Below are 14,228 nucleotides of genomic sequence, written 5' to 3' on the forward strand. Positions count from 1 at the left end.
ATGTTTATAATTGATTTTAATCCAATCATTGTTTCAATTGGCACCATGCAAATTAGATGGTATGGAATAATTTACATTCTAGGATTTGTATTCGCATATTTTTGGCTTAATTATGTTGGCAAAAAATGGGTAAAACAATTTGATAAAGAGAATGTAGAAGAATTTATTTTATATTTAATGATTGGAATTATTGCAGGTTCAAGATTATTTGAAATGATTTTTTATCGGTTTGAAAGTTTTATTGCAAACCCCCTTGAATTGTTTAAAATCTGGGAAGGTGGAATGAGCTTTCATGGCGGACTTATCGGAACATTTTTGGCAGTTAAAATTTGGAGTGTTCGTCGACGAATTGAGTTTTGGAAAATACTTGACTTAATAAGTCCAGTCGCAATATTTTCATTAATGCTTGGACGAATAGGCAATTTATTGAATGGAGAATTAATCGGAACTCCATTTAATGGACCGTGGTGTGCAATTTTTTCTGGAGTGGATAATGTTTGTAGACACCCATACCCAATTTATGCATTTATCTCGCATTTGTTATTATTTAGTTGGCTAATATTTTTAATTTATTTGAATAGGTCAACGCTTAAAAAGTTTTTTGGTTCTAAACTATTATCAATTAATTTTTTAATAGGCTATGGAATATTAAGAATCATTACAGACATTTGGAAAATTGACAATATAGTTTTAGGTTTGAAAACAGGACAATTGCTAAGTGTTATTATGATTATTATAGGACTTGGAATTTTTGCTTGGACAAAGAAAAAATGGATTTTAAATAAGATAACCTCGGAGCACAAAAAATGAAAGATGTCAGCACATACTTAGTTTGTAAAGAACACATATTAGAAGTAAAAGAATTTCTTAAACAGTTTTTTGAAGAAGAAAAAGGAAGATATAACCATAAAGAATGGATCACATTCAAATTATTAAATTCAGATTTTAAAATTTGTTTAATGACTGGAGATAATCAACCAATAACACAAAATATTACATTCGAAATTAATTGTAAATCTCTTGAAGAACTAAAAAATTATGCTCATAAATTTAATAAAAAAATTGAAAACTTTTTAGCTACAGCAACCGAAAAACCATATAGATTTTATTTTATAGAAATACAAGGACCTAATGGAATTTGTAAAATAGATATTAGCTGTTGTGAAGAAGAACCTAAAACTAATTAAATCTTAAACTGCAACCACATACGCCAAAATACATAAAAGAGTAATAATTGCAGACGATAAATGCCACTCCCAATCATCCTTTTTCTTTTTACGTAAATAATAAATACCAATAAAAACAAATACTAAAGCCAATAAAAAATATGGTTGTTTGAAATTAGATAAGTAGCACAAATACAAATTGTAAAATATTAATGAATATGCTAAAATTTTATCAATTAATTCGAATTTTTTTTCTTTGTGTGCGTGATACAAACAAGAAAAAATAATCACCCCTGCAAGCAAGATTGAATGTAGTATAAGATGATTCCAAATAGCAATTGTTAACGGAATTATAAAAAAAATATTGCTCCAAACTTTAGAATTTAAACATTTATTTTTTAGTTTTTGATCAAATAACATGTTGCCCTAATAAAACTAGTTCGTAATTAACACTTTCTAATCTTTTTTTGTTTAGTTCTTTTTTCAATCAGAGGATGATCCGAGTCAGGATTATAATCATATAAATCAGACGATTCTTCTTCTAACTCTCCCTGTTTCTTACAAAGTTTAGACTTAGGTTTTTTGATTCGCTCCATAAATTAAGATAAAGGATTTTTTAGACTATAAATTTTTTGGTTTTTAGAAATTAATTATGAATTATTGAGTAAGAAATTATATTTGTACATGCACCACAGATAATCTGATTTTTATTTTGTTTAGAATTTGTTTACCTATAAGTTTTACGTTTACCACGACCCATACCTTTCATGCCACCCATAAGTCCACCAATTCCCCCTCTCTGCATCATTTTTTGCATTTGTTCAGGAGATCCAGACTTACCCGCAAAAGATTTGATCATTTTTTTACTTTGCCTATATTGTTTTATTAATTCTCGAACATCAGAAATAGTTTTTCCACTACCTGTTGCAATACGATCAATACGACTAGGAGTCATTACATTTTCAGGATCTTCAAGTTCTTTTTTAGTCATAGAATTCATCATGTGTTTCCACACTTTTAATTTTTCTTCTTGACCTTTTAACATATCTTTAGGAATTTTAAGACCACCAAATCCAGGAATCATATCAACAATTTTACCCAGAGGACCCATTTTAGACATCGCACTCATTTGTTCATACAAATCAATTAGATTAAAATCACCTTTAATTAATTTTTTACCCATATCTTGAGCATCCTCTTCAGAAATTGCTTCTCTTGCTTTTTCAAGCAAACCCTCTAAATCTCCCATACCAAGAAGCTTACCTACAAAACGTTCAGGAACAAAAGTTTCAAGATCATCAATTTTCTCCCCGACACCAATAAATTTTACTTTAGCACCAGTAATAGAACAAGCAATTAACGAGCCACCACCTTTAGCAGTACCTTCAAGTTTAGTAATAACAACACCTGACACATTACATGTTTCATGAAATGCTGCAGCTTGTTTTTCTGCTGCTTGACCCACATCACCACCAATAACTAATAATCTTTCATCAGCTTGAACTTCAGTTGCGATATGATTAAGTTCTTCAATAAGCTCATCAGACAATGCATCTCTTCCTGCAGTATCTATAATTACAATATCAAATTTGTTAAGTTCTTCTTCAAACTCTTTAAAAATATCAACAGGATTTTTGGCTTTGGGATTTCCAAAAACAGGAACTTCGATTTGCGCACCTAATTGTTGAAGTTGAATGAATGCTGCGGGACGCCAGGTATCTGTTGATACAAGTGCAACTTTATGTCCTCGTTTTTTGTAATATTTTGCAAGCTTACCAGAAGTTGTCGTCTTACCATGACCAAATAAACCAACCAACATAATTCTTGTTGGTTTTTTAGAAACATCAATTTTGGATTCTTTTTCACCAAGAAATTTTACTAACTCTTCATACACTATTTTTATTAAAAATTCTTTTTTTGTTAAACCGGCAGGAGGTTCATCTTTTAAAATTCTTTTTTTGATCTCTTTTGTTAATTCAAAAACCATTCGAACATTAACATCAGATTGTAAAAGAGCCCGCTGAATATCTTTAACTAATTCATTAACTAGTTTTTCATCTACAAATAATGCACCTGAAATCTTAGATAATGTATCCTTTAATGATGAACCGAGTTTTTCTAATACCATTTTTTCCTTAATTTTGCTTAAACAAACTTAAATTTTTATTAAAAGGTTATATGTTCGGCTTAGTTAACAATTTCGAACAATTGTACTGCCAAGTTATTAATTTATTAATAAAAGTATTAAAAATTAATGTTATTTATAAAGATTATCAATTATAATGTATTTTAGATTATTTTAAAATATACTATATAAATAAGGTTAGATAAGGTTAAACAATGATACCCAACAGTAAAATGTATTTTAAAAGCGATTAACTCATATAATAATTATTTTGTATTATGAATAGTTCATATTATAAGTATTTCATATTTAAATTATTAATATCTTTAAAGATACTATCTTTATATTAAAAATACTCATAAAATAATTATTTATTATTAAGTGGTCACTCAAATTTATAAATATAATTTAAGTAAAATAGCAATATGGCCAAAAAAGAGTGTGAAGAACAGATTGAAAAGGATTCTGAAAGCACTAAACTTAAGTCTAATTCTAACACAGACATTAAAGATTCTAAATCTAAAACAGACTCTGAAAATGAAAAAAACCCAAAAATAGAGCAAATAGGCACAAAAAAAGAAAAAACTAGCAAAAAACTTGTTGAGAAAAGTAAAAAAGACTCAAAAAAAGAAAAAAACAGTGAAAACGATAATAACCCAGATAATTTGGAAATTAAAACAGAAAAATCAACTTCTAAACATTCTGAAAAAAAACAAAAAGATGAAAAAAACAAAGACGAATTAGGAATTGATGATCAAGAAACAAAAGAACAAAAAAAATCATTAATTAGAGTAACAAAATTAACAAAAAGATTTGGTAAAAAACTAGTTTTAGAAAAAACCAACATGGAAATATATGATGGAGACATATTTGGGATTGTTGGAATGAGCGGAAGTGGAAAAACAACATTACTGCACATGCTCATAGGATTCATAAAAACAACAGAAGGAGATGTTGAATACAGAACTCATGTTAAACATAATGGAGTCATAAAACCAGAATACAAATCAGTCTTTAAATTTTTTAATCAGAATAAAATAAAAAAGTTATATGGTTACAGCTCTCAAACCCCTTCATTTTATGAACATTTAACTGTTGAAGAAAATCTCAAATTATATGGCAGATTATACAAATTATCTGGAAAAATAATAAAAGAAAGAATAACTGAGATACTAAACTTTGTTGACCTTGAAGCAGATAGAAACTCCATATCTTCTGAACTTAGCGGAGGAATGCAAAAAAGACTTGACATAGGTTGTAGTTTAATTCATAAACCCAAAATTCTTTTTATGGATGAGCCAACAGCAGACTTAGATCCAATTATAAGAAAACAAATGTGGAAACTAATAAAAAAAATCTCAAATGAAGGAACTACAGTAATTCTCAGCTCACACTTACTAGACGAAATAGAACACCTCTGTACCAAAATAGGAGTTTTACACGATCATCGAATGCTCGGATATGGAACACTACACGAACTAAAAGAACTATTTTCAAAAAATCAAGAAATACACATCCACACAAAACCTGGCAACTATGAAAAATTAATTGAAAAGTTCAAAAAAAGAAAATTAAAAATTAAAAAAACAGAAGAAAAAGATGAAACCCTAATTTTATATGCATTAAATGCTCAAAAGATACTTCCTAAAATTGCAGAAATAATAAATGATTCAAGAGAAAAAATTATCAGTTTGGATTTGAAAGAACCAACTCTTAAAGAAATATTTGAGATACTAACTAAAACTAAAAAAGAAACAAAATAAAAAATATAAATTAAAATGATGAAATTATTAATCTTAATTGCTAAGAACTTCAAACTTTTGCTTAGAAGTAAAACTTCTGCACTCATCATATTTATAGGCCCATTACTTCTTGTTTGTTTACTGGGCTTAGCGTTTAGTAAAACATCAGGATTTTTACTTACAGCAGGAATATTCTCAGAAAATTATACTGCGCTTGCAGAAGACACCATCAGTCAGATGGAAAGTCAGAATTTTAATGTAATAAGATATGAAGATCAATTAAGCTGCATTAATTCAGTTAAAGGAGGAGAAACACAAAGCTGCATAATATTTCCTCCAGACATGAATATTTCTCCTGGAAAAATAAATGAGCTTACATTTTATGTAGATTATTCTCAAGCAAATCTCGTTTGGATAATTCTTGATTCGATGAATGCAAAACTCAATAACAAAACAAATGAAATCTCTAAAGAATTAGTAACTGATATTCTTGCAAGATTAAGTTTTGTTGAAGGCAGAATTATGGATGCGCAAGCAGAATTAGAAGTTTTAAAAAATAAAGAAATTGATGTAAAAAATAAAGTTTTAGATGTAAAACAAGAAGTTGCAGCACTTGATATTTCGGTTGATTTTAGCAGCGTTGATTTAAACGGAGTTGACGATGCATCAGACATAATCATTTCCAAAACTAAGCTCATTAAAACTGCAGTTGAGAACAATGTTAAAACTGCACTTGACAAAGCTACTGGAACAATAAATGTACTAGCAGATATTAAAGATCGAACAGGAGTTTTGAATGAAACAAAAGAAGATGTTGATGATGCAATATCAAAATTAAATCTGCTAAAAGATACTATTGAAGAAACTCCCGCTTATGCAAATTTACAATATACTGAAATTGTTAATCAAATAGGGAATATATCCGGCATGATGAATTCAGTTGATCTTCAACTAAAAATTACAAAACAAAATGTAGCAAAAATTTCTGATCAAAGAGATTTACTACTTCCGGAATTTGATAATGTAACTTCGCAAATAGAAGAAGCAATAATAATCATTAATAATTCAGACTTAATACTTCAAGAAGCATTAGATAAAATAAATGGACTTGAAATAAAAGAAGCAGGAGAAATAATATCACCTATAACTTCAAAAGTAGAACCTATAACCACTCAAAAAAGTCATTTTCACAGTTTATTTCCTGCACTTCTTGTAATTGTTATAATGATTACAGGGATATTATTATCATCAACCATAATGATTGTTGAAAAGAACAGTAAATCATTTTTTAGAAATGCGATAAGTCCTACAAACTATTTTACATTCACTACTGCTAATTTTATTAGCACACTCATAATTTTAGCAGTTCAATTAATGATGTTTATTAGCGTGTCCATATTTTATTTTCAAGTTGATATATTATCCAATTTCCACAATATTGCACTTATTCTGTTTATTGCAACTGTCTTATTCATATTTTTAGGAATATTTTTAGGATTCATATTTAAGACTGCAGAAACAGTAACACTCGCATCAATAACTGCATCAAGTTTATTTTTATTATTTTCAAATATAATAATTCCATTAGAAAGCATGCCTGAATCAATAAAACAAATTGCAATGTATAATCCATTCGTTGTTGTTGAAACCGCGCTTAAAAAAGCAATAGTATTTAATTTTGGATTCGAACAATTACTTTACCCACACATCATAACTTTAACATATTATGCTGCAGGAATCATACTACTCCTACTAGTATTGCAAGGTCTTTTGAAAAAACTTGCATTCACTCATTTTAATTTCCATTTTAGCGAGAAAAAAGGAGAAATAAAACTTACTGGAACTTCAGATTGGGGGCGAGCTGAAGAAAAATTTAAATCCCAAGAAATAGATTCCAAACATAATAAAGACGTTAAAGATTGTGAAGATAATGATGATGATGACCTGGACAAAGAAACTGATGAAGAAAAAGTCGAATTAATAATTGATGAAAAAAATTCAGATCATAAATTAAGCGAATATAGTGATGAAGAAAGAAAAATTGAAGAAGATAAGAAGAAAAAAGAAGACGAAGAAAAATTAAAAGCTGAAATTGATAAAGTATTAAGTGATGAAGATTTAGATGATTCAGACAGAGCAATGCTAAGTAAGATTTAATTACAACAAAAGCAGCACCAACTTATTAACTATCTAGTTTAATTCTGAAATTATTAGTTCAAATAAATCCAATGAACCATTTTCTAATTGAATATTAAACAACAAAAAGTTATCTTGATGCTGTTTAATAAATCTATGATTGAATAAGGACTCAGAATTATAAGTTACATGAGAATAATTAAAATCACCCGCACTCATTTGTTTTGATGAAAATCCAGAAATATTAAAGTTTGATTCAAGTTCATTTAATAAAAAAAGATAATCGCTTGCATCTTGTTTTGAATCAAATGAGAATACTGATTGAGATAAAATTGAATTTTCATTAATTGTGTGGATTTTTGTTGTATATTGTACGTCCACAAAAGATGAAAAAAAAGCAAAAAGTTCGGGATTGTACACTAAATGAATTGTTGACATAAAATTAATTCTTGCGTTATTAAGCAAATGATCTGATTGTTTCTTAAATTTAGTTGAATCTATTTCATTTATTTTTACAACATTATCTAACTCGTTTAAATTCGAACCATCAAGAATAACTGCTGATAGTGATTCATTTCTTATACGAATACTATCACTTAAACTTTCACTAATAAATGCACCAGTCACATAAACTTCAACGATTGCTGCAATTAATAAAAGAAGAATTACAATTTCTATAAATGCTTTCAAATTATTTCTTGCAAACTTCCAAAATGAGAATTGAATAAACAATTTTTTTCTAAAAATTAATTTTAATAAAACTGCAACCCCTAATGTTGATGAAAGAAATAACGCAGGCAATTCAAAAATTCCATGAGGAATGATTCCCAATACCATTTGAATTGGAATAAACCCATTAAGATGCGCTAACTTAAACCCCAAATCAAACATCAATCCAATAACTAACCCGTTGGATAGCAAGAGCAAGAATGGAGGCAATAATAACAAGCCTGACAGAGACATTAAAACTGCCACATACAAATTGTTGAAGAATATATTAAACGTTAAGAGCGCAGAATTAGATGTGTGGACAGACTCAACTAACAAAGCTAGTGAATCAAATAATTGAAGTTTAAAATTATTAGGCATGAAAAATGCAGCAATAAAACCTAACATGAAAAAAGAAATGACAACATACAATAAATACCGATGAGAGTAAAAAATAGATTTGAAAAAAGCAAAATACTCGTGTTCGTATTTTTTAATTGATTTTGATTTGTTTTTTGTTTTTTTTCTCATTAAACCCTTAAAAACAATTAATATTTAAATAAGTTTAGTTAATAATTAAAATAATGCACGAACAAGCAATTGCCCAACAAATAATAGAAAAAGCAAAAGAATTAGGCCAAGTTAAACAAATTTTTGTTGAAGTTGGGGATTTAGGCCACTTGCCCGCCAATGAAATGAAAGAAGTTCTAGAAAATCGAGTTGATTGGAAAATAATTATTGAAGAAAAAAAAGCAACAGTTAAATGCGAATGTGGATATTTAGGCGAACCAAATATTATTGAAAAACGACATGCCTCAACACTATATGAGTGTCCTAACTGCGGAAATTTACCCCAAATTATTGACGGAGACAAAATCATACTCACAAAAGTTGAAATTGAATAAATTTTTAAAGAATTATTATAAAATTATAAGAAAAATTTAAATACGCACAAAAGAGACATATCATAAAATGACAGACAATGTCAAAAAAATAACAAAACCACGTAAACCGAAAGTAGGTTTTTTTTCATTCACTTGCTGTCAAGGCTGCCAATTTACAGTTTTATTCATCGATGAAATTCTAAATATATTAAATAAATTTGATGTTAAATATTTCCACCTAATAAAAGAAAAAAATAGAGAGGGAAAGTTTGACATAGTATTTGTCGAAGGTGCTATAACCACAAAAAAGGAATTAAAAAAACTAAAACAAATTAGAGAAAAATCAAAAATTGTTGTTGCTATGGGTGCTTGTGCATGCCATGGAGGGATACCTGCAATGCGAAACTTTCTTGAAAATTCTGAATTAAATAAATATGTATATAACCAAAATATGTTAAAAGATTCCATTGAAGCAAAAGGCGTTGGAGAACACATAACAGTAGATTACTATCTTAGAGGATGTCCAATAATTAAAGAAGAATTTGTTGAATTTGTAAAAAAATATTTGAAAAAAGAAAAAATAGAAGAATTCATAGGTCCAGTATGTGTTCAATGTTCAAAACGAGGAAAGGATTGTTTCTTAACTCAAAAGAAAATGTGTTTAGGTGCTATAACTCATGGAGGTTGTGGTGCCATATGTACAAAAGAAAATATTCCTTGTGTTCTTTGTCGAGGACCAGTTGATCACGCAAATTTTACAGGAGAAATAAAATTATTTGAAAGTTGGGGAGTTAGTTATGAAGAAATCAAAAATAAACTAACTGAATTTGATAATATCAAATTGGATGATCCCAAAAAATAATTGTGAGAATAAAAAATGAGCAAAACAATAAATCTTAATCACATAACTAAAATTGAAGGGCATGCGAAGCTACACATAGTAGTAGATGGAAATAAAATAAAAAAAGCAGAATTGAAAATCTTTGAAGGAAGCAGATATTTTGAAGGAATACTGAAAGGTAAAAAATTTGATGAAGTTCCAATAATTGCTTCACGAATTTGTGGAGTGTGTTCTGTAGTTCATACGATTGCAGCAAACAAAGCTATTGAAGATGCATTCGAAATAACGGTCAGCAAACAAACAAAATTACTTCGAGAACTTCTAAACATAGGAGGAATTATTCAGAGTCATGTTTTACACCTATATTTTTTAGTCTTACCAGACTATTATGGGTATAGCAGTGCAATTGAGATGGCGCCAACCCATAAAGAATTAATTAAAACTGCACTAAGAATTAAAAAAGCAGGAAATAAAATAGTTAGAGTGGTTGCAGGACGAGATATACATCCAATTGCAGAAGTTATTGGCGGTCTTTCTCGAACTCCTGATGAAACTGCATTGAAAAGTTTACTATCTGAATTAAAAAGCATAAAAAAAGATGCAAAATTTACTCTAAATGTTTTTGACGAATTAGATTATCCCTCAATTATTTTAGACCACCCTTATTTTGGGTTTGGAGGGGGAAGTTATTTTTATTCAGACAAAGTCATAAATGGTCTTGACGGTGAAGAATACACTGAAAAAGAATATGAAAAACATTTTAAAGAATTCTTAAGAAAAGGATCAACTGCAGAATTTGCCACAAAAGAAGGCAAAACCTACATGGTCGGAGCATTACCTCGAATATTACTTCGAATCGAAAAAAATGATTTAAAAACTCAAAAAAAATATTTAAAAAAAATCTTAAACAATAAATGGAATCCATATATGAATGTTCTTGCGCAAGCAATAGAAATCAATGAAGGAATAATCAACTCAATTGAAATTTTAGAACAAGTTTTATTAAATTTTAAAAAAGAATCTCCTGCAACTTTTGTTGTTAAAAAATCTGAGGGAATTGGACGAGTAGAAGCTCCACGAGGGATGCTATTTCACCAATACAAATTTGACTCCAAAGGAAACTGTACTTTTGCAAATATCACCACCCCCACAACGCAAAACTTAGCACATGTTGAGGATGCAATTAAGATACTTGTTGAAACATTATTACTTGATGAAAAAAAGAGTAAGAAAGACATTAAACTTGATATTGAAAAATTAATACGCGCATATGATCCTTGCATAAGTTGTTCAACGCACTTTTTAGAACTTAATTGGGAAGAATTCAAGAAATGAATATCCACCTATAATTCATCATACTTCTTACTTAACCCATGGCATTTACTAATAGGATATTTTTTTTCATTTTCTGCCATCTTTTTTTCAAACCAGTAAATAATATCTAAATTTAAAACATCTGACAGTCTTAACAAAATATTTAACACATCTGCCAGTTCTAACGCAACGCTATCAGGATTTGCGTTTTCTTTAAATCTAAATAAATCAAGAACTTCGCTTGACTCTAGAACAAGAGCTATTGCTAATTCTTTAGGTGAATGATACTGTTCCCAATCCCTATCCACACTAAATTTTTTTACTTTTTCTTTTAATAAATTTATTTCATTGACCATATTAGTTGAGAGAAATTGATTTAATTTAATGATTATCCCCTCACCAGTAAGGGAAAATATTTAAATAATAAACAATTATTAATTATTTAATATGAAAATACCCCTATTAACTGAAGGAGAATCCAAGGTCTATACCTCACTAAATGAATTAGGTGAAAGCACCACAGGCTTAATTTTGAAGAATTCAGGAGTTTCACACTCCAAAATATATGATATTCTCAAAAGACTATCTAAAAAAGGATTAGTTAGCACAGTAAATAAAAATGGAGTTCAACATTTCAGCCCCGCACCACCTGAAAGATTAAATGAACTTGTAAACGAAACTGAACTCTCACTCGCGAATACAAAACAAGAAGTTAAAGAAATTATTAATAAACTAAAAATAGTTGAAAAAACAGGAATTAAAACAAGTGCACTAAATTCATATGAAGGAATAAAAGGCATGAAGACAGTTCTCGAAAAAGTTTTGTCACATTTAGCCCCAGAAGAGACAGTATTAATATTGGGATCTCCAAAAAAAGTAGGAGAACAAACAGGAGGCTATTTGAAGAACTGGCAACAAAAAAGAATAAATAAAAAAGCTAAATGTAAAATCATAGTCAACAAAGACTCTATTTCATGGGATGACAAATGGTGGAAAGAAAGTAAACGCAAAAAATTAACAATCACCAAAAAATCAAATAATTTGGCCCCAGCATACCTAGTCATAACTAATTCAGTTGTCGCCACAATATATTTTTCAGAAAAACCACTATCCTTCTTAATCGAACACAAAGAAATTGCTAAAAGTTATAAAGAGTTTTTTAATCAAGCTTGGAGAGAATCGAAGTAAGTTCTTTTTGAATTTGATCTCGGTTTCCTTCAGGAGGAATGCCAATAATTTGAATTTTTTTAAGTTCACCCATTTCTTTTTTTAATTTTAACCAAAAGCTAAGATCTAAATCATGACATCCAATGCAGCTAAATTGAGAAAGATGATCAATATCAGTTATTAGTATTGATTTTGAAATATTCATGATAACGTCGAGAATTATTAAATTATTTGACTCTGGAAGATCATCAGGAGAAGAACAATTGATAAATTTTATATTAGGAAAAACGAGGTTAGATACTAATTTTTTAGCCAACGAATCAGTTTTGATGAATTCATTACCAAAACAGTAAATACATAATTCAGATTTTATTTTGGGCATACCAACATACATTAATCAAAAAGTATTTATATGGTTTTGGATTTAAGTGAGCAATATGGAAAAAAGAGGACTAATATTTGTATTTCTAACCGCAGTAATAAGTGGACTGGCAATATTCCTAAATAAAATAGGAGTCGGCGGAATAAATCCTAGCGTTTTTACTTTTTCAAAAAATATTCTTGTTTTTGCATTATTATTAGTCACCATAATTGGACTTAAAGAATTCAAACAAATTAAATCATTAAAAAAAAAAGAATGGGGTTTTTTGAGCGTTATTGGACTATTAGGTGGAAGCATACCATTTTTACTCTTCTTTAAAGGATTGAGTATCACCACAGGAATTAAAGGTGCGTTCATCCACAAAACAATGTTTGTTTATGTTGCGATACTATCAATAATATTTTTTAAAGAAAAATTAAATAAACAAACCATATTTGTTGGTGCAACCCTCCTAATAGGAAATATTCTTCTTTTAAGATTAAGTTGGCAAACCTTAAATTTAGGAGATTTACTTATTTTTCTTGCCACAGTATGTTGGGCAGGGGAAACTATTTTGTCAAAAAAAATATTAAAAACTGTTCAACCAAAGATTGTAGCATTAGGCAGAATGGGATTTGGAAGCATGTTTATTTTAGGATATTTATTTGCAGCAGGAGAGATTAGAGAAGTATTAATGATGAATTATGAACAAATATTATGGATCATTATCACTTCAATATTTTTGCTAGGTTATGTTTGGACGTGGTATACTGGACTGCAAAAAGTCAGCGCAACTGTTGCAACTTGCATTTTAATGTTCGGCTCAATAATAACCAGCTTACTTAACCTAATATTTTTAGACAATATTTTAAACATCAATCAAATTATTGGAGTTATGTTTATTGGAGTCGGAATAATATCAGTTATTTTTTTAGAAAAACAAATTATCACAAATAAAAATTCAAACCTAAAATTTAATTCTATTAATTAATCCCAGTTGGAATTTGCAATCTCAATAAGATAACCTAAATGAGTAAAAACTATATCACCAACTTTAACATTTGGAATTAACTTCACAATCATATGTTTTGGTCGATTAATATTGTCGTTAGGTTCTAAATACTCAACTTTGGCAGTTGTTTCATTACGCATAATAATTTTTACCCTATGAACTTTACAAAATTCTCTGAATGAGGGAGGAGTTTTAGAATAAAAACCTTCTTTTCCATCAATAAATTTATTATGAAATTCTTTAAAATAAACTTCAATAATTGATCTGTCCCAAATAGGTTTGTTTAACTGAATTGCCACTTGTTTAATTCTCCTAAAAGCAGAAGGAAAAAGAAGTTCAAGTTCAGATTTATCAAGAGGAGTTTTATTTAACAATGCAGTTTCTAATGCAAGGCGCTTTTCTTCAGTTATTTTCCCTTGTTGAACTAAAACAAATGCACAAGGAAATGCATATTTCAAAAAATAATGTTCTACTGATTCCATTGTTACTTATTCCATTTTATGACTGAATTATTTACTCATCATCACAATAATTTACTGATTGTTCTTCCATTTGTTTTAATGTTTTCAGAAAATCAAGCGCTTCACGCTCACTTACAATAGACACAATAAACCCGCCTGAGACTAAAACGTATTCGCCCAATTTAGGAATTTCAAGAAGTTTAACTTCGCGTTTAGTGTGACCATAGTCAACAATTGCAGTATCAGACTTAATTTCTACAATTTTTCCAGGTATTGACAAACACATATGCCTGCAATTATGACCTAAATAA

The 14,228-nt window shown here is 28.9% G+C and carries 17 protein-coding genes; 9 read left to right on the top strand and 8 right to left on the bottom strand.

Annotated features, from left to right (window positions below; translation table 11 throughout):
* Both lgt and HN587_05120 read left to right on the top strand, forming a co-directional pair.
* A complete protein-coding gene (gene lgt / locus HN587_05115; protein MBT7903216.1) occupies positions 1-810 on the top strand; it encodes a prolipoprotein diacylglyceryl transferase in 810 nt (269 codons plus the stop codon).
* The gene (locus tag HN587_05120; GenBank protein MBT7903217.1) at positions 807-1,187 is read left to right on the top strand and encodes a hypothetical protein; all 381 of its coding nucleotides are present in this window, start codon (positions 807-809) and stop codon (positions 1,185-1,187) included. Before lgt ends, HN587_05120 begins: the two co-directional genes overlap by 4 nt.
* Before the next feature lie 3 nt (positions 1,188-1,190).
* Here the strand turns inward: HN587_05120 and HN587_05125 are convergent, their stop codons facing one another.
* The 3 genes from HN587_05125 to ffh all read right to left on the bottom strand — a co-directional run bounded on the left by HN587_05125 (position 1,191) and on the right by ffh (position 3,294).
* Entirely contained in the window at positions 1,191-1,586 is a 396-nt protein-coding gene (locus HN587_05125) for a hypothetical protein (GenBank protein ID MBT7903218.1), read from the bottom strand.
* A 26-nt stretch (positions 1,587-1,612) separates the two neighbouring features.
* Positions 1,613-1,762 carry a hypothetical protein gene (locus tag HN587_05130; GenBank protein MBT7903219.1) on the bottom strand — a complete coding sequence of 50 codons (150 nt, stop codon included), beginning with the start codon at positions 1,760-1,762 and terminating at the stop codon, positions 1,613-1,615.
* Positions 1,763-1,893: 131 nt separating this feature from the next.
* The gene (gene ffh / locus HN587_05135; GenBank protein ID MBT7903220.1) at positions 1,894-3,294 is read right to left on the bottom strand and encodes a signal recognition particle protein; all 1,401 of its coding nucleotides are present in this window, start codon (positions 3,292-3,294) and stop codon (positions 1,894-1,896) included.
* A gap of 422 nt (positions 3,295-3,716) precedes the next feature.
* Between ffh and HN587_05140 the strand changes: the two genes are divergently transcribed.
* Together HN587_05140 and HN587_05145 are read left to right on the top strand one after the other, a co-directional pair.
* On the top strand, positions 3,717-5,054 hold the full coding sequence (locus HN587_05140) for an ABC transporter ATP-binding protein (GenBank protein ID MBT7903221.1): 1,338 nt from the start codon (positions 3,717-3,719) through the stop codon (positions 5,052-5,054).
* A 15-nt stretch (positions 5,055-5,069) separates the two neighbouring features.
* Positions 5,070-7,190 carry an ABC transporter permease gene (locus HN587_05145; protein ID MBT7903222.1) on the top strand — a complete coding sequence of 707 codons (2,121 nt, stop codon included), beginning with the start codon at positions 5,070-5,072 and terminating at the stop codon, positions 7,188-7,190.
* Positions 7,191-7,223: 33 nt separating this feature from the next.
* On the opposite strand, the gene HN587_05150 is transcribed toward HN587_05145, so the two are convergent.
* A complete protein-coding gene (locus HN587_05150; GenBank protein ID MBT7903223.1) occupies positions 7,224-8,408 on the bottom strand; it encodes a stage II sporulation protein M in 1,185 nt (394 codons plus the stop codon).
* Between the two features lie 53 nt (positions 8,409-8,461).
* Between HN587_05150 and HN587_05155 the strand changes: the two genes are divergently transcribed.
* From HN587_05155 to HN587_05165, 3 genes are all read left to right on the top strand, one after another.
* On the top strand, positions 8,462-8,782 hold the full coding sequence (locus HN587_05155) for a hypothetical protein (protein MBT7903224.1): 321 nt from the start codon (positions 8,462-8,464) through the stop codon (positions 8,780-8,782).
* Positions 8,783-8,849: 67 nt separating this feature from the next.
* Positions 8,850-9,623: an NADH:ubiquinone oxidoreductase gene (locus HN587_05160; protein MBT7903225.1), complete on the top strand. Its 774-nt coding sequence runs from the start codon at positions 8,850-8,852 to the stop codon at positions 9,621-9,623.
* 15 nt (positions 9,624-9,638) lie between these two features.
* Positions 9,639-10,937, top strand: a complete 1,299-nt coding sequence (locus tag HN587_05165) for a Ni/Fe hydrogenase subunit alpha (GenBank protein ID MBT7903226.1) — start codon at positions 9,639-9,641, stop codon at positions 10,935-10,937.
* An 8-nt stretch (positions 10,938-10,945) separates the two neighbouring features.
* Here HN587_05165 and HN587_05170 read toward each other — a convergent pair whose 3' ends face one another.
* Entirely contained in the window at positions 10,946-11,272 is a 327-nt protein-coding gene (locus tag HN587_05170) for a nucleotide pyrophosphohydrolase (protein ID MBT7903227.1), read from the bottom strand.
* Positions 11,273-11,363: 91 nt separating this feature from the next.
* Between HN587_05170 and HN587_05175 the strand changes: the two genes are divergently transcribed.
* On the top strand, positions 11,364-12,104 hold the full coding sequence (locus tag HN587_05175; GenBank protein MBT7903228.1) for a hypothetical protein: 741 nt from the start codon (positions 11,364-11,366) through the stop codon (positions 12,102-12,104).
* Here the strand turns inward: HN587_05175 and HN587_05180 are convergent.
* Positions 12,076-12,465 (bottom strand): hypothetical protein, encoded by a 390-nt coding sequence (locus HN587_05180; protein MBT7903229.1) that lies wholly within the window; start codon positions 12,463-12,465, stop codon positions 12,076-12,078. The two genes, HN587_05175 and HN587_05180, sit on opposite strands and share 29 nt — an antisense overlap.
* A gap of 55 nt (positions 12,466-12,520) precedes the next feature.
* Between HN587_05180 and HN587_05185 the strand changes: the two genes are divergently transcribed.
* Positions 12,521-13,435, top strand: a complete 915-nt coding sequence (locus HN587_05185; protein ID MBT7903230.1) for a DMT family transporter — start codon at positions 12,521-12,523, stop codon at positions 13,433-13,435.
* On the opposite strand, the gene HN587_05190 is transcribed toward HN587_05185, so the two are convergent.
* Positions 13,432-13,938 (bottom strand): hypothetical protein, encoded by a 507-nt coding sequence (locus tag HN587_05190; GenBank protein ID MBT7903231.1) that lies wholly within the window; start codon positions 13,936-13,938, stop codon positions 13,432-13,434. The two genes, HN587_05185 and HN587_05190, sit on opposite strands and share 4 nt — an antisense overlap.
* Before the next feature lie 31 nt (positions 13,939-13,969).
* Positions 13,970-14,203 (bottom strand): HypC/HybG/HupF family hydrogenase formation chaperone, encoded by a 234-nt coding sequence (locus HN587_05195; GenBank protein ID MBT7903232.1) that lies wholly within the window; start codon positions 14,201-14,203, stop codon positions 13,970-13,972.
* Positions 14,204-14,228 lie beyond the last annotated feature (25 nt).

This window comes from Candidatus Woesearchaeota archaeon, from assembly GCA_018675335.1.
In the GTDB taxonomy this organism is placed as follows: Archaea; Nanobdellota; Nanobdellia; order Woesearchaeales; family UBA11576; genus JABJCP01.